We start from the raw sequence: 19,062 nt of genomic DNA, 5'->3' as shown, positions 1-19,062 counted from the left end.
GCTTTACCTTTACCGAAACAAAGACCATGACCGAAGAATTATTACGCCTGTCCAAACGCATGTCCGAACTGGGCTTGTCCTCCCGCCGCGAAGCCGATGAATGGATCGCCCGCGGCTGGGTGCGCGTGGACGGCAAGGTGGTGTCCGAACTGGGCAGCAAGGTGTTTCCCAGCCAGCGCATCACCGTCGAACGCCAGGCGGCCGCCGAGCAGTCCAAGCGCGTGACCGTGCTGATCAACAAGCCGGTCGGCTATGTCAGCGGCCAGGCCGAAGACGGCTACACGCCGGCCGTGGCCCTGATCAAGGCCGAGAACCGCTGGGCTGAAGACCGCAGCCCGGAACAGTTCCACCCGACCCAGTTGCGCAGCCTGGTGGCGGCGGGACGGCTCGACATCGACTCGGTCGGCTTGCTGGTGCTGACCCAGGACGGCCGCGTGGCCAAGCAGCTGATCGGCCACGATACCGATGTCGACAAGGAATATTTGGTGCGCGTGCAATATACCAAGGGCGACAAGCTGCCTGACAGCGAATTGAAACGGCTGAACCACGGCCTGTGGCTCGACGGCAAGCCTCTGCTGCCGGCCAAGGTGCGCTGGCAAAATGACGACCAGCTGAGCTTTACTCTGCGCGAAGGCAAGAAACGCCAGATCCGCCGCATGTGCGAACTGGTCGGCCTGAAAGTGCTGGGCCTGAAGCGCGTGCGCATCGGCAAGGTCAAGCTGGGCGACCTGCCCACCGGCCAGTGGCGCTACCTGAGTGCCGACGAGCAGTTTTAAACAGCCCCCCCGGCAAGCATAGTGTTATCGACAAGTGCAATATTTACTTAGTAAATATTGCTGTAAGCCTATACACTGTTGCCCAATAGAACCTAAGAGATAGCCGTTGTGAACGATCCCATTCCCAATCCCCTGCGCAAAGGTGCGCCCAGCCTGGCCGACGTCGCCGAACCGATGGCGCCCGGTACCAAGCCGCACCATATGAGCGACCCGTGGGATATCGGTGAAACCCTGTGCAGCCTGGCCGATAATGGCGATGCGATCTCCATCTACGCCAACGGCAGCGACGACGCCATCATGGCGCGTGTGCTGTCGGTCGACGACGACCTGCCGCAATTCGTGCTGGAGCTGAACGAAGGGCAGATCTTGCCGCCTGGCAGTGCCACCTTCGTGTCGTGGGTGCAAAGCGCCAAGCTGCAATTCACCATCAATGGCGAATGGGAAGCCTATCCCGAGCGGTCCAACGTCTACCTGACTAATTTCCCCAGCCATTGCCTGGTGCTGGAACGGCGCGAATCGGCGCGCCTGGAAACACCGCTCGGTGTCTACTACCTGGCGGCCTTCGTGCTTGAAGGCCGGCCATATGAACTGCAGCTATATGACTTCTCGGCCGGCGGCATCGGCATGCGCGCCCATCCGCGCGACACGGTCGGCCTGTACGTGGGCCGCAAGCTGTCGCGCGTGCGCCTGGAATTGGGGCCGAACAAGGTCATGATCGCCGACCTGGAAATCCGCCTCTCGCGCACCTTCCGCTCGTTTTTGCTGGGCGAACAGGTACAGATCGGCTGCCGCTTCCTGAACCTGACGGACGCGATGCGCGACGAAGTGGTGGCCTTGCTCGATGCCATGGGCAGCGGGCGCAAGGTGCGCTGACACCGTCTGCAGAGACAAGAATGGCCGCTTTCAGCGGCCATTTTTCTATCCTGAGATCAATCGTCGTCGTTCGGATCGAGTTCGGGAAACATCACTTCCGTGTACCCGAACTGCGTGAAATCAACAATCCGCATCGGATACAAAATGCCATGCAGATGGTCGACTTCATGCTGCACCACCCGCGCATGGAAACCGTCGCAGTCGCGGCTGATGGCTTTGCCGAACTGGTCCACGCCTTCATAGTGCAGCTCGCTCCAGCGCGGCACGCTGCCACGCAGGCCGGGCACCGACAGACAGCCTTCGAAGCCCTCTTCCTTGCGCTCCGACAAGGGCGTCAGCACGGGATTGATCAGCACCGTTTCCGGCACCTGCGGCGCATCGGGATAGCGCAGATTCTGCTTGAAGCCATAGATCACCAGCTGCAGGTTGACGCCGATCTGCGGCGCCGCCAGGCCCGCGCCATTGGCGGCGTGCATGGTGTCGAACATGTCGGCGATCAGGGCGTGCAGCTCGGGCGTGTCGAAGTCGCGCACCGGCTCGGCCATCCGCAGCAAGCGCGGATCGCCCATTTTCAGAATTTCACGTACGGTCATTTCGGTTCCACGGGCGCGTTCAATTCGTCGAGGTAAGCGCGGAAGGAGGCACCGGTTTCAGGATGCTTGAGCCCCATCGCCATGGTGGCCTTCAGGTAACCCAGCTTGGAGCCGCAGTCATAGCGCTGGCCCTTGTAGCGGTAAGCCAGCACGCGCTCTTCGCGCATCAGGGCGGCGATGCCGTCGGTCAGCTGGATCTCGCCACCGGCGCCGGCGCCGATTTTTTCCAGGTGATCAAAGATGCTGCTGCTAAGCACATAGCGTCCCACCACGGCCAGGGTCGAAGGCGCTTCTTCCGGAGTCGGTTTTTCCACGATACCCGACACCAGTTCCAGATCGGGCTGGTAATGGCGCGCCGAGACGATGCCGTACTGGCGCGTATCGGCGCGCGGCACATCCTGCACCGCCAGCAGCGAACAGTTTTCATACTGATAGACGTCGGCCATTTGCGCCAGCACCGGCCGCACGCCCTCTTCCACGTCCATGAAGTCATCGGCCAGCAAGACCGCGAACGGCTCGTCGCCGACCACCGGACGCGCGCACAGCACGGCGTGGCCAAGCCCCAACGGCGCCGACTGGCGGATATAAATGCAGTTGATATGCTTCGGTATCACGTTCTGTACCATGTCCAGCAACTGGCGCTTGCCGGCCGCTTCCAGTTCCGTTTCCAGCTCATAAGCCGTATCGAAATGATCTTCGATGGCACGCTTGTTACGGCCGGTAATGAAGATCATTTCCGTGATGCCGGCCGCAACCGCCTCTTCGACCGCATACTGGATCAGCGGCTTGTCAACGATGGGCAACATTTCTTTCGGTTGCGCCTTGGTGGCAGGCAAAAAGCGGCTGCCGAGGCCCGCGACGGGGAAAACTGCTTTTCTGATTTTTTTCATGGGTCTTCGCAATGTGTAGAGTGTCTTGAGGCTGGAGCCGGCGATTACTGCGCGAGCAAGTCCAGCAAACCCGCTTCATCCAGCAATGCCACCCCCAGTTCCTGTGCCTTGGCCAGCTTGCTGCCCGCATCGCTGCCAGCGACCACATAGCTGGTTTTCTTCGATACGGAACCGCTGACCTTGCCGCCGGCCGCTTCGATCAGCGCCGCCGCCGCATCGCGGCTCATGGTGGGCAAGGTGCCGGTGAGCACGAAAGTCTTGCCATCGAACTTGCCGCCGGCTGCTGGCTGTTGTGGTAATTCTGCCAGCAAATGCTCGCGCATGCCGTTCAATTGGCGCAGCAAGTCCACGTTCGCCGGCACCTGCAGCCACGACGCCAGCGCCTCGGCCACGCCGGCCGGCAAGCCGGCCTGGAAACCACCGCCCTGTTCGGCCAGGCTGGCCAGGGTGGCGCCGCGCTCGACCAGCTGCCGGCTGCGCGGCTCGGTCAGCTTGGGGATGCCGATGGCGGCCAGCAGCTTGACCAGGTCGAGCTGCTCGCGCAGCTTGGCGCTGGGCGCGTGTTCGCCTTGCGGCGTGACACCGGCGTCGAGCAAGGCCTGCAAGGCTTGCTGGTTTTTGTCTTCCGCAAAAAAATCGGCAATCGACTCGGCCACCGTGCCGCCGATATCGGGCAGCACGCGCAGCAGCGCGGCCGGGGCATGGCGCACGCGCTCCAGGCTGCCCAGCCATTCGGCCAGGGTCTTGGCGGTCGATTCGCCCACGTGGCGTATGCCCAGCGCAAACAAAAAGCGTTCCATTGGCGGGCGCTTGCTGGCCTCGATGCCGGCCAGCAGGTTTTCCGCCCATTTGGTGGGGATTTTTCCTTGCTGCACGGTCTCCGGCGTGGAACCGTCGCGCTCGTCGGCGCGCACCTTCATTTCCAGCAGTTTTTCCAGGCTCAGGCCGTACAGGTCGGCCAGGCTGTGCACGTAATCGAGTTCGACCAGGGTATCGATATAGCGCTCGCCCAGGCCCTCGATGTCCATCATGCGCCGGCCGGCGAAATGGCGGAACGCTTCCTTGCGCTGTGCCGAGCAGAACAGCCCGCCCGAACAGCGCGCGATGGCCTCGCCCTCTTCGCGCACCACGTGCGAGCCGCACACGGGACAGGTATCGCGCATCACGAAAGCAACCGTTCCTGCCGGACGCTTGTCGGGCACCATCGCCAGCACCTCGGGGATCACGTCGCCGGCGCGGCGCACGATGACCGTATCGCCAACCCGGATATCCTTGCGCCGGACCTCGCCCTCATTGTGCAAGGTGGCGTTGGTGACGGTCACGCCACCCACCGAGACGGGCGCCAGGCGCGCCACCGGCGTCAACGCGCCGGTGCGGCCAACCTGGATATCGATGCCCTGCACAACCGTCAGCGCTTCTTCGGCCGGGAATTTGTGCGCCAGCGCAAAGCGCGGCGCGCGCGACACGAAACCGAGTTCGAGCTGGTCTTCGGTGGCGTCGACCTTGTACACCACGCCGTCGATTTCATACGGCAGGCCGGGACGGCGTTCGCCGATATCCTTGAAATAGCCAAACAGGCCTTGGGCGCCACGCACCACCTTGCGCTCTTTCGACACGGGAATACCCAGAGTCACATACCAGTCCAGCAGCGCCGAGTGCGAGGCCGGCATGGCGGCCCCTTCCAGGGCGCCGATGCCATAGGCATAGAAGCGCAGCTTGCGGCGCGCCGTGATGCGCGCATCGAGCTGGCGCAGGCTGCCGGCCGCAGCATTGCGCGGATTGGCGAATTCCTTCTGGCCTGCTTCGCGCTGGCGCTCGTTCAGGCGGGCAAAGTCACTCTTGAACATCATCACTTCGCCGCGCACGTCGAGCAAGGCGGGAATCTGATCGCCATGCAGGCGCAGCGGGATGCCGCCGATGGTGCGGATATTGGCCGTCACATCTTCGCCGGTGGCGCCGTCGCCACGCGTGGCGGCTTGAACGAACAGACCGTTCTCATAGCGCAGGTTGATCGCCAGGCCATCGAATTTGACTTCGGCCGCGTAGTCGACCTCGGCGCCGTCGTGGTCCAGCCCTTCGCGCACGCGGCGGTCGAAGTTGACGATGTCGTCGTCCGAAAAACCATTGTTCAAGGACAGCATCGGCACCGCGTGCGTCACTTGTTCAAAGTAAGGCAGCGGCGCCGCGCCCACGCGCAGGGTGGGCGAATCGGGCGCGCGCAGCTCGGGATGGGCCGCTTCCAGCGTCTGCAGTTCGATAAAGAGCTGGTCGTAGACGGCGTCGGGGATGGTGGGATTGTCGAGCACGTGGTAAGCGTGCAAGTGCTGGTTCAGTTCGGCAGTCAGCGCCAGCACGCGCGCGCTGGCCTCCTTGGTGATATCGGTCATTGCTACCCGCTTCTCAGCTGAACAGGCGCAGGGCGCGGGTGGAGCCGGCCGGAATATCGGCCGCTTCCATTTCCTGGTAAAACTCCTGTACCTGGCCGGCGATCTCGGCCAGGGCCGCGTCCGACAGGGCCTGGTTGTAATCATCGACGATGGTCGCGTCCAGGCGGCCCACCAGCGAACGGGCGCAGGCGACCATGGCGCCGAAACCGTCACGCGCGGACGCCACGCAAGGCACGTCGAGCAGCAGGGTCAATCGTGGCGTGGTTTCCTCGGCCAGGGTGACATTGGTCGACAGCGAGAACAGATGGCCGCCCTGGCCGTCCGGCATCACGAAGCGGCCGTCCGGGCGCACGTCGAAGCCCTGCTTTTCCAGCGCCACCAGCAAGGTGGAAATCGCCCATGGCGCGCCATTGGTATGCAGGTTGACGCCCAGCTGGGCGTCGTGGCCGGCCACGAAACGGTGCAGATTGCGCGCTTCCGCCATCACTTCCATCATGTCGGGCACTTCCGGCTCGGCGCCGATATCGTCGGCCACCACGCGCAGGCGCGTGACCAGTTCCGAGTATTCCAGTTCGTTCAGGGCCGTGGTGCGGCTGGCCAGCTGCACTCCGCCCTGCATTTTCGTGTACACGCCGCCGTGCGTGATCGGTTCCCAGTCACCGTTGACATGCAGGCCGATGAAGTGCACCGGCTTGTTGCCGACCAGGCGCAAGGTTTGCAGCACCGGCAGGATCTTTTCGCCGCGCACCGGCGCTTCCAGCGACAGCGGCAGCAGGCAATCGATCAGCGGATCGACCAGGCTGGTGGCCAGTTCGCTGGCCGCGCTCGTTTCCTGCGACGGCGATGGCTGCGCTTCGAGGCCATAGGCGGTATCGCTCTGACCCACTTCATCGGCAAACACGGCCGGTGCAGGCTGGGCAGGTGCGGCGCCAAACGAGGGTTCGGTCTTGCCGTTGGACGCGGCGGCAGGCGCGGGGTCGAAGCGCGGCTCCTGGCGCAACACGGGCTCGGCCGGCGCACCAGGCGAACCGGCTGGCGCCTCGCCTTCGCGCATCAGCACGTCGTCGTGGTCGGTGGAAAAGGCGCGCTCGACGCTTTTCTTGGCCTTGTATTCCTGCCATTTATTGTAGGAAAACACGGCGACGATAAAGACGCCACCGGCGCCGAACAAGGTAATTTGAAGGTCTGTCATGCTGCTTGTGCCTCGGTAGCAAAATTTGCGGCGGACTCCATGTCCACCGCCACGATGCGCGATACGCCCTGCTCCTGCATCGTCACACCGATCAATTGATGGGCCATTTCCATCGCAATCTTGTTATGCGAAATGAAAAGGAATTGGGTCTGGTCGGACATGCGCTTGACCATGCGGCAAAAGCGTTCCGTGTTCGAATCGTCCAGCGGCGCATCGACTTCGTCGAGCAGGCAGAACGGCGCCGGGTTCAGGCGGAACATGGAAAACACCAGTGCGGTCGCGGTCAGCGCTTTCTCTCCACCTGACAGCAGATGGATGGTGGCATTTTTCTTGCCGGGAGGCTGCGCCATTACTTGTACACCGGAATCGAGAATTTCGTCGCCCGTCATGGTCAGCCTGGCTTGCCCACCACCGAACAGGATCGGGAACAGTTCCGAAAAATGGTGGTTGACCTTGTCGAACGTGTCTTGCAACAAGTCGCGCGTTTCCTTGTCGATCTTGTGGATGGCGTCTTCCAGCGTATTGATCGCTTCGGTCAGGTCGGCATTCTGGGCGTCGAGGAAATTCTTGCGCTCGGACGCCTGCGCCAGCTCGTCCAGCGCCGCCAGATTCACCGCACCGAGCGCCGCAATCGCATTGGTCAGGCGCGTCACTTCGCCCTGCAGATATGACGGGCGCATGTCCGGGTGCAGCTTTTCGCTCAAGGCCGCTTCGTCGGCGCCGGATTCGAGCAATTGCTGGGCGAATTGTTCCTGGTTCAGGCGCGCGGCCTGTTCCTTGAGCTGCATTTCCATGATCTTGTCGCGCTGCGGCTGCAGGCTGCGCTCGGACTGCGTGCGCGCGTCTTCGGACAGGCGCAGCTGCTGGGTGATCTGGTCCAGTTCATGGCGCGCGTCGGCCAGCGCTTTTTCCTGGCTGGTGCGCCGTTCCAGCAGATCCTGCAAGCCGTCGTTGGCCGCGCCGCTTTCCAGGTTGGCCAGTTCCAGCTGGCCCGCCTGCAGGCTGGCCGTCACTTGCTGCGCCTGGGTGCTGGCGGTGGCGATATTGCGGCGCAGTTCCTCGATGCGGGTGCGCTGCGATTTCTCCGCGTATTCGGTATCCTTGGCGGCGCGTTCCAGGTCGCGCAGGGCGTCGCGCGCTTCGGACAAAAGCTGCTCCTTGCGCAGGAAGTCGGTCTGGCCGTCTTCGTGCGCTTCCTGCAGATTGCCCAGCTCCATGTCGAGCTGTTCGAATTTTTCTTCCGATTCCGCCTTGATCTGCTGCTGCTCGGCTTCCTGGGCGGCGATTTCCGCCAGGTCCGCGCCGATCTGCGTGCTGCGCTGGTTGAAGCGCGCCTCGACTTCGGACAATTTCACCACGTCCAGCTGCAGGGTATGTACCGACGAGGTCAATTGCTGGATGCGCAGGCGCAGGTCGGACAGATTGCGGCTCAAGCTAGCCACCGCCGCATCGGCGCGCACCGAACGGGCGCGCGCTTCTTCGGCCAGCAGTTGCTGTGCGCGCAATTGTTTACCGATATTGTCGATTTCCTGCTGGCGGCCCAGCATGCCTTCCTGTTCCGAGTCGGCCGCGTAAAAACGCACGCTGCCGGCGGTGACCACATGGCCCGCGCGGGTGACGAAATAGCCGCCCGGCGGCAGCTTGGATCGCTCCGCCAGCGCTTCGGCCGCGTCTTCCACCGCGTAGGCATTGTGCAGCCAGTCCTGCAGCAGGCCGCGCAGGCCAGGATCGTTCAGTTTCAGCAAATTCAAAAACGGCTTCAGGCCAGGCACGTCCGGCTGTGGCAGCGGCGGCACCGTCGATGGCGCATACAGGGCCAGCTTGGCCGGCGGCGCGTCGGCAAAGAAGGCCTTGGCCCAGTCGATGTTCGACAGCTGCAAGGCCGAGGTGCGCTCGCGCAGGATCGATTCCATCGCCGCTTCCCAGCCCGCCTCGATCTGCAGCTTCTGCCACAGGCGCGGCAAGGTGTCGAGTTCGTGCTTTTTCAGCCAGGGCTGGACCTTGCCTTGCGTTTGCACCCGTTCCTGCAACTGCTTCAAGGCCGACAGCCGCGCCTCGAGCTGGGCGTTGGCGGCGGTTTCGGCGTTGACCTGGGCCTGTGCCTCGCTGCGCTCCTGCTCCAGCTTGGGCTGCTGTTCCAGTGCCTCTTCGAGGTAAAAGCCCTGCTCCTCGAGCGTCTGCTGCTTTTCCTCCAGCTGCAGTTTGAGGTTTTCCAGGTGGCTGCTGTCGGGCAGGCTGAGGCTGTTTTTTTCCTGCTGCAGGCGCTCACGCCGCGTCAACAGGCTGTTCAAAATATTCGAGGCATTGCGCTGGTGCGCCGATTCCAGTTCCAGCTGCTGCTGCGCCTGCATGATTTTCGCGCGCGATTCCGTGCTCTTGTGCTGGGCGGCGCGCCAGGCGGCGTCCAGCTCGGGCAATTGCTCGCCCTTCTGCTCGGCCATCATCTGCGACTGCTCGACCTTGGCGGCCAGTTCTTCGAGCTGGAACTCGGCTTCCTCGATCTGTTCCTGGTACTCGCCACCCTGTTGCGTCCACTGGTCGCGCTGGGCCGTCAACGTGGCCAGCTGCGCCTGCAGGCGCGCGCGCGATTCGATCACGAACTTGATCTGCGCTTCCAGGCTGCCGATCTCCGCATTCGTCTGGTACAGGTGCCCTTGCGCCGTGTGCAGGCGGTCGCCGACGGCAAAGTGGGCCTGGCGCATCTGTTCCAAGGTCAGTTCCACATTGCGCAGCTTGGCGGTCTGCTCTTCCAGGTCGGTCTGCGCCTGCTCGACTTCGCGGAAATAGCGCGTCTGTTCGTTTTGCGCCTCGTTCTTGCGCAGCAGCCACAGCAGCTTCTGCTTTTCTTCCTGGTCCGCCTGCAGGGCGTGGAAACGGGTCGCCACGGCCGCCTGCGCTTCGAGCTTTTCCAGGTTGGCGTTCAGTTCACGCAGGATATCTTCCACCCGCAGCAGGTTCTCGCGCGTGTCCTGCAGCCGGTTTTCCGTTTCGCGCCGGCGTTCCTTGTATTTCGATACGCCGGCCGCTTCTTCGAGGAACACGCGCAGCTCTTCCGGGCGCGATTCGATAATGCGCGAGATCATGCCCTGGCCGATAATGGCGTAGGCCCGGGGACCGAGACCGGTGCCGAGGAAAATATCCTGGATATCGCGCCGGCGCACGGGCTGGCTGTTGATGTAATAGGTGGAAGTGCCGTCGCGCGTGAGGGTGCGCTTGACGGCGATCTCGGCGTACTGGCCCCACTGGCCCGAGGCCTTGCCGTCGTTATTGTCGAACACCAGCTCGACCGAGGCGCGCCCGGCCGGCTTGCGGTGGGTGGAACCGTTGAAAATCACGTCCTGCATCGATTCGCCGCGCAATTCCGACGCCTTCGATTCGCCCAGCACCCAGCGCACGGCGTCGATGATATTCGACTTGCCGCAGCCATTCGGCCCGACCACGCCCACCAGCTGGCCCGGCACCTGGAAATTGGTGGGGTCGACGAAAGACTTAAACCCCGACAACTTGATGGAAGAGAGACGCACGTGTTTTAAAGTTCCTGCCTATGCTGGCGGTAATCAGTGGTTGCAACGCGGGACCAGCCCCGCCGGTTGCCGCCATCGCAAAAAAAGTGGCCCATCATACCATTTGCCATGATTTTTCTGGCCAAAAAACCGCAGTGCGGGGTCAAGGCTCAGGGGCGGCCGGCCAGCTTCCAGTCGGCGCGTGAAAAAACCCGCTCATGCCCCGACAGGTGCAAGGCGATTTTCTGCAGCCAGTCTTCGGTCGGCATCGGCTCGGCCTTGAAGGTAATGAGCACCATCAGACCCAGGCTGGCCAGCGCCAGCGCATGGCTGACGGCAAAATTGACGGCGCCACGCGCCTGCCACATGAAGCCGAAGGCCATCGCCAGCCCCAGCACGCAGCCACTGACCGCTTCGGACACGCTGTGCGCCTGCACCACCACGCGCGAGATGGCCACCAGCACGGCATACGCCACACCGAACAGCACGCCGGCATGGCGCCAGGAGCGCGGCGCGCGCTGCAGCACCACATACATCAGCACGGGAAAGACGGCGCCGGCGCGCATGGCGTGCCCGCTGAAACCCGTGAAATCAAGACTGGCGCTGCCGATACCCCAGCCGATAAAGGCCAGCTTGGACAGCACCACCAGCAACATGCCGCCGCCGTACCACAAGCTCCAGCCGAGCACCAGGCGCCACTGTTTCGATACCAGCAGCCAGACGGCGATCGCCACGCCAGCCGGCCCCAGCACCGACATGTCGGCCGTAAAAGAAATTGCATTCCACCAAGTCATCATCACTGCGCATCATTATGATCAGGCTGCACTATGCCAGACTGGCAAGGGTCACGCCGGGCTTTTCAAGGTACGACCCGCGACTATTACATCCGATTACATTTGCCCGGTATATTTCTATCAAGAAAGCAGGCCAAATCCTACACGGCGTCAAGTGGTGTTCCGATGGTCGCGCTCATGCTTGCCGCGCATCATGCCTTACCGGGACACATCAGCCAAGGGGAGCCAGGACAGCATGGCCAACAACCACTGGCGCCCCTTTGCCGATGCGCTCCGGTGGATGACTTTTTTCGTGACTCTTTAATTTCTCAAAGGAAATATGATGAACTCGAATCAAAAAGGCGATCAAGGCAACAAGCAATCCGCTAGCGCCCCCGCTAGCGGAAACAAGCAGTCGGGCAGCCCCAGCCAGGGCAGCAAACAGGGCGGCACCCACGAGCAGCACGTGGAAGCAGGCCGCCAAAGCCATAAAAACGACGGCAACAAGCAGTCGGGCAGCAGCGACAGCAAACAGTCGGGCAGCGGCAGCAAAAGCGGCAAATAATTACTTTCCCTGAGCCGCTTTGGCGGCGGGGATCGCATGCAACAGGGCCTGATCCGGCGTGCCGGACCAGGCCCTTTTCACAGCGTCAGATATTCGTCAGGCGCTTGCCCTTGGGAATTTCGAAATCGCGAATCGCCTCGACCATGCCCACTTCGCGCGCCTGTTCCGCCGTCAGGTGCAGGTCGGAATAGGCATGCACCAGCCACTGGTCCTCGCTCAGCGCCACATGGCCGCGCAGGATGCGCTCGGTGCGCTGGTCGTCGGCGCGCAAGCCTTCGACGATGATGCTGAGCGCGTCGGGCCGCGCACCGGGCGAGGCCGTGGCATGCGACTTGTGCACCATGAAGCGCGCCGTATCGCTGGCATAGCGCTGCTGGCCCGACAGAAACAGGGTGACGGCGATCGAGGCGACGGCGCCCGTGTTGTAGGTCACCAGCTTGATCGGCAGCTTGCTCAGAAAGTTGTATAGGCAGATGCCGTCGCTGACATAGCCGCCATTGGACTGGATCAGGATATGCGCGGTGGTCAGCTTGTCTTCGGTCATGTCGGCCACCGCATTGAAGACGCGGCGCACCATGTCGCTGTTGACGTCGCCGGACAAGGTAAACCAGCCGTGCTGTTCGATGCTGTTATGGGTTTCGCTCATGGCAATCACTCTTCGAAAGGACGGTGATGATGGTATTGAGCATAGCAAATTTTCGTGCCCGCCGCCGTCTTGCTGATCCCGGACGCAACACACTTACACCCAGGAAATATCAGGCCGCAAGCCCTGTTTTGGTGCATGCCGGCTGGGTGTTTACAGATTGACAGAAAACCCCTGCTGGCATATATTCCCACCACTTGATCGGGAGAGGGCAAACTCGCGTTGCCGCCGAAGGGGCACTACCCAAAAACTCTCAGGCAAAAGGACCGATCAGGCGAGGCGCAACGATGGCAATGGCCATTCTGCGGCTCAACTCTGGAGAGCGACCGCGGCACTGCCGGCGGTCCACCGAAGGGGCGCACGGAGCTTTTTTCTCCGTAATCTCTCAGGTACCAAGGACAGGGGGGTGAATGTTCACGCTGGAAAGCCGTATTGGCTGGCCAGGCATGTGTGCTGTTAACTGTACCGTTAACCCTCCCCTTTCACCTTCGTCCCGAGGAATCAATGACGCTCAACGCAACCCCACTCAACAACGCCCACCGTGCCAGCGGCGCCCGCATGGTCGATTTCGGCGGCTGGGACATGCCTGTCAACTATGGTTCGCAAATCGAAGAACATCACGCCGTGCGCAGCGACGCCGGCATGTTCGACGTGTCGCACATGTGCGTGGTCGATATCGAAGGCCCGAACGTGCGCGCCTTCCTGCGCGGCCTGCTGGCCAACAATGTCGACAAGCTGCAAGTGGCGGGCAAGGCGCTGTACTCGTGCATGCTGAATGCCGAAGGCACCGTCATCGATGACCTGATCGTCTACTTCTTCAACGAAAACTGGTTCCGCCTGGTGGTCAACGCCGGCACGGCCGAAAAAGACGTGGCCTGGATGCAGCAGCAAAACACCGCCACCAACAGCGGCCTGACGATCACCGAGCGCCGCAGCGCGAACAATCCGATGGCGCTGGTCGCCGTGCAGGGCCCGAACGCGCGCGCCAGGGTATGGCAGGTACTGCCGCAGACGCAAGCCGCGTCCGAAGCGATCAAGCCCTTCAACGCCGTCATCGTCAAGGACACGCCATTCGGCGAAGTGATGCTGGCGCGTACCGGCTACACGGGCGAAGACGGTTTTGAAATCGGCGTGGCGGCAAGCCAGGTCGAAGCGCTGTGGAACGCGCTGGCGGCTGCCGGCGTCAAGCCGGCCGGCCTCGGCGCGCGCGATACCCTGCGCCTGGAAGCGGGCATGAATCTGTACGGCCAGGACATGGACGAAAGCGTCAATCCGCTCGACGCCGGCCTGGCCTGGACCATCGACCTGGTCAGCGAGCGCGACTTTATCGGCAAATCCGCTTTGGTCGCCAAAGGCCAGAACGCGCAATTCGTCGGCCTGATCCTGCGTGAAAAAGGCGGCGTGCTGCGCGCCCATCAAAAAGTCATCGTGGCTGGCAATGAAGCCGCCGGCGAGATCACCAGCGGTACTTTCAGCCCATCGATGCAGGAAGCGATCGCGCTGGCGCGCGTGCCGAACGGCGTCAATGTCGGCGACACCGTGCACGTGGAAATCCGCGGCAAGCAACTGGCCGCGTCGGTAGTCAAGCTGCCTTTCGTGCGCAACGGTAAAATCCTGGTTGCGTAAGCGGCTAGAGGCGCCCGCAAGACCGATCAAACATCATCAACAATCAAACATTTACCATCTGGAGCCACACATGAACATTCCTGCAGACCTGAAGTACACCGCCTCCCACGAATGGGTACGCCTGGAAGCGGACGGCACGGCCACCGTCGGCATCACCGAGTACGCACAGGATGCACTGGGCGATATCGTGTTCGTCGAACTGCCTGACGTCGGCGCCACCTTCAACGCCGGCGACGACGCCGCCGTGGTGGAATCGGTCAAGGCCGCCAGCGACATCTACGCGCCAGTCGCCGGCGAAGTCACGGCCGTCAACGACGACGTCGTCAACGCGCCTGAATCGATCAACGCCGACGCCTACGCCAACTGGCTGTTCAAGATCAAGCCAGCCGACGTGTCGTCGCTGGACGGCCTGCTGGACGCCGCCGCGTACGGCGCCGCCACCGGCGAGTAATCACGCTTGACCGACGGGCCGCGCTTGCGGCCCGTTCGCATTTTTCTTCGCAGCGCCTGCGCGCCGCCCCCGGTTTTTTCAGTCTTTTTGGCCTCTATACCATGACCCGCACCAGCCTGACCCAACTCGAAGCACGCGATGCCTTCATCGCCCGCCATATCGGCCCCTCCCCTTCCGAACAGGAAGCCATGCTGTCCACGCTGGGCTACGCCTCGCGCGCCGCGCTGATCGATGCGCTGGTGCCGGCCAATATCCGCAACCAGGGCGCGCTGCCCTTGGGCGCCTACTCGCAGCCGATGCCGGAACAGGAAGCCCTGTCGCGCCTGAAAGCCATCGCCGGCAAGAACCAGGTCCTGAAATCCCTGATCGGCCAAGGCTATTACAACACCTTCACGCCAGGCGTGGTGCTGCGCAATATCTTTGAAAACCCGGCCTGGTACACGGCGTACACGCCTTACCAGCCAGAGATTTCGCAGGGCCGCCTGGAAGCGATTTTGAACTTCCAGCAAGTGATCACGGACCTCACCGGCATGGGCATCTCGAACGCCTCGATGCTGGATGAAGGCACGGCCGCCGCCGAAGCGATGACATTGATCCAGCGCGTGGGCAAATCGAAGTCCACCGTGCTGTACGTCGCCAATGACGTGCTGCCGCAAACCTTGGAAGTGGTGCAGACGCGCGCCCAGCCGATCGGCATCGAAGTGCGCACGTTTGATCCGGCCGAAATCGAGTCGCTCGATGACTGCTTTGGCGTGCTGCTGCAATACCCGGGCGTCAATGGCGTGGTGCGCGACTACCGCGCCGGCGTCGAAAAACTGCACGCCAATGGCGCGATGGTGATCGTCGCGGCCGACCTGCTGGCCCTGACCATGCTCACGCCGCCTGGCGAATGGGGTGCGGACGTGGTGGTCGGCAACAGCCAGCGCTTCGGCGTGCCGCTCGGTTTCGGCGGCCCGCACGCCGGTTACCTCTCTACCCGTGACGCCTTCAAGCGCAATATGTCGGGCCGTCTGGTCGGCGTGACCGTCGATGCGCAGGGCAACAAGGCCTATCGCCTGGCCCTGCAAACGCGCGAGCAGCATATCCGCCGCGAAAAAGCCACCTCGAACATCTGCACCGCGCAAGTGCTGCTGGCCGTGATGGCCTCGATGTACGCCGTCTACCACGGCCCGGTCGGCCTGCTGCAGATCGCCAAACGCGTGCACCGCTTTACGGGTGTGCTGGCCGCCAACCTGAAAACGCTGGGCCACAAGGTGGTCAACGAGACCTACTTCGACACCCTGACGATTCGCGTTGACAATGCAGAACAGCTGCACGCCACCGCGATTGCGCACGGGGTCAACCTGCGCAAGATCGACGCCACCCACGTCGGCCTGTCGCTCGATGAAACCACCACGCGCGACGATATCGCGCTGCTGTGGACCGTGTTTGCGCAAGGCGTGGCCAACGCGCCGGCCGCACCGGACCTGGACGCCGTCGAAGCAGCGGTGGAAAGCACGCTGCCGGCCAACCTCGCGCGTGAAAGCGCCTACCTGACGCATCCGGTCTTCAACAGCTACCACTCGGAACACGAAATGCTGCGCTACCTGCGCAGCCTGGCCGACAAGGACCTGGCGCTGGACCGCACCATGATCCCGCTCGGCTCGTGCACCATGAAGCTGAACGCGACGTCCGAAATGATTCCGGTCACCTGGCCCGAGTTCTCGAACATCCACCCGTTTGCACCCGATGCGCAAACCGTCGGCTACCGCGAAATGATCTCGCAGCTGGAAGAAATGCTGTGCGCGCTGACCGGCTATGCGGCCGTGTCGCTGCAGCCGAACGCCGGCTCGCAGGGCGAGTACGCGGGCCTGCTGGTGATCAAGGCGTATCACGAATCGCGCGGCGAAGGCCACCGCAATATCTGCCTGATCCCGTCGTCGGCGCACGGCACCAACCCGGCATCGGCCAATATGGTCGGCATGCAGGTGGTCGTCACCAGCTGCGACGCGAACGGCAACGTCGACCTGGCCGACCTGAAAGCCAAGGCGGAAAAACACAGCGCCAACCTGGCCTGCGTGATGGTGACCTACCCGTCCACCCACGGCGTGTTCGAAGAAGGCATCCAGGAACTGTGCGAGATCATCCACGCGCACGGCGGCCAGGTCTACATCGACGGCGCCAACATGAACGCGCTGGTCGGCGTGGCGGCACCCGGCAGTTTTGGTGGCGACGTGTCGCACCTGAACCTGCATAAAACCTTCTGCATCCCGCACGGCGGTGGCGGACCGGGCGTGGGCCCGATCGGTGTCGGCGCCCATCTGGCAAAATTCCTGCCTAACCAGCGCTCCACCGGCTACCGGCGCGACAAGGCCGATGCAGGGATAGGCGCCGTCAGCGCCGCGCCATTCGGCTCGGCCAGCATCCTGCCGATCTCGTGGATGTATATCGCCATGATGGGCGCCGAAGGCCTGACGGCCGCGACCGAGACGGCGATCCTGGCCGCCAACTACATCGCGCGCCGCCTGTCGCCGCACTACCCTGTGCTGTACTCGGGCCACGACGGCCTGGTCGCCCACGAGTGCATCCTGGACCTGCGCCCGCTCACCGACGCCACCGGCATCAGCAACGAAGACGTGGCCAAGCGCCTGATGGACTTCGGTTTCCATGCGCCGACCATGAGCTTCCCGGTACCGGGCACCCTGATGATCGAGCCGACCGAAAGCGAATCGAAAGCGGAAATCGACCGCTTTATCGACGCCATGATCGCGATCCGCGAAGAAATCGCCAAGGTCGCCAGCGGCGAATTCGACCATGACGACAATCCGCTGAAAAACGCGCCGCACACAGCGCAGGTATTGATGTCGGACGAGTGGAACCGCAAGTACAGCCGTACTGTGGCCGCCTATCCGGTGGCATCGCTGCGCGAGCGCAAGTACTGGCCGCCCGTGGGCCGTGCCGACAACGTCTACGGCGACCGCAACCTGTTCTGCGGCTGCGCACCGATCAGCTCGTACGAAGAAGAGTAAACCTCAGCCGCCCGCGCAAGCGGGCAGCTTGACGACAGCAGGCGACCGCAAGGCCGCCTGCTTTTTTTTGGCCCCGGACAACAGGCATTAGCAGATTGCATGCACGAGCACATAGCGGCACACTGTATAAATACCCAGTATTTAATTGGCAATGCAAACGGCCGCACTCGGCAACAATGAAAGCCACCCCATGACAGAACTGAATAAATACCTCGAAAAACATTTCCTTAACGAGGTACAACTGGCCAACGCAAGCGCCATGCATATCGATGAGCTCGATGCCCTGATACATGACCGACTGGTACCCGCACCATCGTATGTGGTCACCAGTGCGGGAAACGTCTGTTCCTTTGTGTTCGGCGAGATGAGCGCGCCCGGCTCCAAGCCCGGCCGTTACTTCCCGCCATCGCAGCTGGCCTGGATCGATCGGGCACGCCGCGCCATCGCGGCCGGCGCCATGGCAGACATCAAGGCCAGCCTGAAGACACAGTTCACGGTCAACTTCGCCACGGCGCTGGCAACGCTGAATCTGTCCACCTGGCGTTTGCGCGACAGCTTCGGCGACGACGGCGCACCGATTCACGCCGGCCTGCGCGTGCGTACCGATGCGGCGTGGGAGTATTTTTTGAACGGAACATTCGGCCTGTGCGTTGCCTATCCAATCTCCGAGGCGCACATCGCGTACAAGGAAGTGCTGCAGGAAAAACTCACGCAGATCAGTGATAACGGCAGTCAAACGGTGTTCTCGCCGCAGCAGGCGCAGGCGACGCACGAATTGATCGACGCCTACGCGGCGGCGTCCATGCCGTTCTCGCCGATTGAGTACGCTTCGAGCAGCCGCAAGCGACTGGTCGAGGACCTGCGCGCCAACCTCCGCGCATCGGCCGCCGCCGCTTGAGTCCGGTGGATGCCGCGCAGGCGCGCAGGTGACGGACAACAGGCAGGCCACGCGGCCTGCTTTTTTATTGGCCGTCCGGATTATCGAAGATCACTTCCAGCGCTTCGCCAAATCGCGGTATATCGACCCGGTCCATCAGGTACACCGCATTGACCCGGTCATGCCTGGTGTGGATGCGCACGCAACGCCGGGCGCTGCGCCATTGATAGACCACGCGGCCAAGATCCCAGTCATCGTAGTCCACCGGCATGCCCAGCAAGCGAAAGATATCGTCCAGCGGCCGCTCGGCCAGGTTCTTGACGCCGCGGAAATAAATCTCCGCCACCTCGGCGCTCGCCACTTCCGGATATGTGTTTGCCATATGCCACCTCCTTGACATGATGCAGGGCTTCGTCAACTGCATGCTGGCCGCGTTTGGCCTGCTGTGCGCACTCGGCATCCGCTATCCGCTGCAGATGCTGCCGGTGCTGCTGTGGGAGCTGACCTGGAAAACGCTGTGGCTGATCGTCGTCGCGCTGCCGGCCTGGCGCGCAGGGCCGCTGGACCAGGCCATGCTGGAGAACCTGTTTGCGGTCGGCGTGGTGGTGATCATCCCGATCGCCATGCCATGGGGCCATGTGATCAAGACATACCTGAAGCAGCCGGGCGACCGCTGGACGCGGTCGACACCGTCGGCTGGCTGACACCGCTTTTATTGAAATGTCACAGCGCCAGCATCGCCGCGCCCGGCACGGCCAGCGCGCCGGCCACCACGCCCAGCAGCACCACGTCGCGCCGCTCGCCGCGCGCGCGGTTGGTGCTCCAGGCCGCAAACAACAGGGCCGCCGCGATACCACTGAGCAAAATTCCGAATTGCATCATATCCATCTCCTTTGATTAACAAG

Annotated in this window: 17 protein-coding genes and 2 riboswitches; of the genes, 8 read left to right on the top strand and 9 right to left on the bottom strand. The window is 62.7% G+C overall.

The features are described from left to right. Nucleotides 1-26: 26 nt before the first annotated feature. A complete protein-coding gene (locus Q8L25_RS17025; RefSeq protein WP_308920493.1) occupies nt 27-776 on the top strand; it encodes a pseudouridine synthase in 750 nt (249 codons plus the stop codon). Between the two features lie 108 nt (nt 777-884). Beyond that, nucleotides 885-1,649 carry a flagellar regulator YcgR PilZN domain-containing protein gene (locus Q8L25_RS17020; RefSeq protein WP_308920492.1) on the top strand — a complete coding sequence of 255 codons (765 nt, stop codon included), beginning with the start codon at nt 885-887 and terminating at the stop codon, nt 1,647-1,649. Nucleotides 1,650-1,705: 56 nt separating this feature from the next. On the opposite strand, the gene def is transcribed toward Q8L25_RS17020, so the two are convergent. From def to Q8L25_RS16990, 6 genes are all read right to left on the bottom strand, one after another. Continuing rightward, nucleotides 1,706-2,242 (bottom strand): peptide deformylase, encoded by a 537-nt coding sequence (gene def / locus Q8L25_RS17015; protein WP_308920491.1) that lies wholly within the window; start codon nt 2,240-2,242, stop codon nt 1,706-1,708. Beyond that, nucleotides 2,239-3,132: a UTP--glucose-1-phosphate uridylyltransferase GalU gene (gene galU, locus Q8L25_RS17010; RefSeq protein WP_308920490.1), complete on the bottom strand. Its 894-nt coding sequence runs from the start codon at nt 3,130-3,132 to the stop codon at nt 2,239-2,241. Before galU ends, def begins: the two co-directional genes overlap by 4 nt. 44 nt (nt 3,133-3,176) lie before the next feature. Beyond that, the gene (ligA, locus tag Q8L25_RS17005) at nt 3,177-5,519 is read right to left on the bottom strand and encodes an NAD-dependent DNA ligase LigA (protein ID WP_308920489.1); all 2,343 of its coding nucleotides are present in this window, start codon (nt 5,517-5,519) and stop codon (nt 3,177-3,179) included. 13 nt (nt 5,520-5,532) lie between these two features. Beyond that, nucleotides 5,533-6,711, bottom strand: a complete 1,179-nt coding sequence (locus tag Q8L25_RS17000) for a cell division protein ZipA C-terminal FtsZ-binding domain-containing protein (protein WP_308920488.1) — start codon at nt 6,709-6,711, stop codon at nt 5,533-5,535. After that, complete coding sequence (gene smc, locus Q8L25_RS16995) at nt 6,708-10,235, bottom strand: chromosome segregation protein SMC (protein ID WP_308920487.1); 3,528 nt, start codon at nt 10,233-10,235, stop codon at nt 6,708-6,710. The genes Q8L25_RS17000 and smc overlap by 4 nt, the downstream gene beginning before the upstream one ends. Nucleotides 10,236-10,384: 149 nt before the next feature. Then, complete coding sequence (locus Q8L25_RS16990; RefSeq protein ID WP_308925743.1) at nt 10,385-11,011, bottom strand: phosphatase PAP2 family protein; 627 nt, start codon at nt 11,009-11,011, stop codon at nt 10,385-10,387. Nucleotides 11,012-11,330: 319 nt separating this feature from the next. Here Q8L25_RS16990 and Q8L25_RS16985 point away from each other — a divergent pair, with 319 nt between their 5' ends. Beyond that, complete coding sequence (locus tag Q8L25_RS16985) at nt 11,331-11,552, top strand: hypothetical protein (protein WP_308920486.1); 222 nt, start codon at nt 11,331-11,333, stop codon at nt 11,550-11,552. Nucleotides 11,553-11,637: 85 nt separating this feature from the next. Here Q8L25_RS16985 and Q8L25_RS16980 read toward each other — a convergent pair whose 3' ends face one another. Beyond that, a complete protein-coding gene (locus Q8L25_RS16980; protein WP_308920485.1) occupies nt 11,638-12,198 on the bottom strand; it encodes an ATP-dependent Clp protease proteolytic subunit in 561 nt (186 codons plus the stop codon). A 189-nt stretch (nt 12,199-12,387) separates the two neighbouring features. Then, nucleotides 12,388-12,474: riboswitch (glycine riboswitch) on the top strand. A gap of 26 nt (nt 12,475-12,500) precedes the next feature. After that, a riboswitch (glycine riboswitch) is annotated at nt 12,501-12,607 on the top strand. 92 nt (nt 12,608-12,699) lie between these two features. Between Q8L25_RS16980 and gcvT the strand changes: the two genes are divergently transcribed. The 4 genes from gcvT to Q8L25_RS16960 all read left to right on the top strand — a co-directional run bounded on the left by gcvT (nt 12,700) and on the right by Q8L25_RS16960 (nt 18,178). Continuing rightward, complete coding sequence (gcvT, locus tag Q8L25_RS16975) at nt 12,700-13,821, top strand: glycine cleavage system aminomethyltransferase GcvT (RefSeq protein ID WP_308920484.1); 1,122 nt, start codon at nt 12,700-12,702, stop codon at nt 13,819-13,821. Between the two features lie 70 nt (nt 13,822-13,891). Beyond that, nucleotides 13,892-14,272, top strand: a complete 381-nt coding sequence (gcvH, locus tag Q8L25_RS16970; protein ID WP_308920483.1) for a glycine cleavage system protein GcvH — start codon at nt 13,892-13,894, stop codon at nt 14,270-14,272. 101 nt (nt 14,273-14,373) lie between these two features. Continuing rightward, entirely contained in the window at nt 14,374-17,280 is a 2,907-nt protein-coding gene (gcvP, locus tag Q8L25_RS16965) for an aminomethyl-transferring glycine dehydrogenase (protein WP_308920482.1), read from the top strand. A 190-nt stretch (nt 17,281-17,470) separates the two neighbouring features. Then, entirely contained in the window at nt 17,471-18,178 is a 708-nt protein-coding gene (locus tag Q8L25_RS16960) for a DUF6058 family natural product biosynthesis protein (protein ID WP_308920481.1), read from the top strand. Nucleotides 18,179-18,242: 64 nt separating this feature from the next. Here Q8L25_RS16960 and Q8L25_RS16955 read toward each other — a convergent pair whose 3' ends face one another. Further along, a complete protein-coding gene (locus Q8L25_RS16955; protein ID WP_308920480.1) occupies nt 18,243-18,539 on the bottom strand; it encodes a hypothetical protein in 297 nt (98 codons plus the stop codon). A gap of 16 nt (nt 18,540-18,555) precedes the next feature. Here Q8L25_RS16955 and Q8L25_RS16950 point away from each other — a divergent pair, with 16 nt between their 5' ends. Then, on the top strand, nt 18,556-18,861 hold the full coding sequence (locus tag Q8L25_RS16950) for a hypothetical protein (RefSeq protein ID WP_308920479.1): 306 nt from the start codon (nt 18,556-18,558) through the stop codon (nt 18,859-18,861). 19 nt (nt 18,862-18,880) lie between these two features. Here the strand turns inward: Q8L25_RS16950 and Q8L25_RS16945 are convergent, their stop codons facing one another. Next, complete coding sequence (locus Q8L25_RS16945; protein WP_308920478.1) at nt 18,881-19,039, bottom strand: hypothetical protein; 159 nt, start codon at nt 19,037-19,039, stop codon at nt 18,881-18,883. Nucleotides 19,040-19,062 lie beyond the last annotated feature (23 nt).

Origin of the sequence: Janthinobacterium sp. J1-1 (genome assembly GCF_030944405.1) — a bacterium.
Classification (GTDB): Bacteria; Pseudomonadota; Gammaproteobacteria; order Burkholderiales; family Burkholderiaceae_D; genus Janthinobacterium.
The sequence above is the reverse complement of the archived record's forward strand: the minus strand, read 5'-3'. Positions and strand labels throughout refer to the sequence as shown.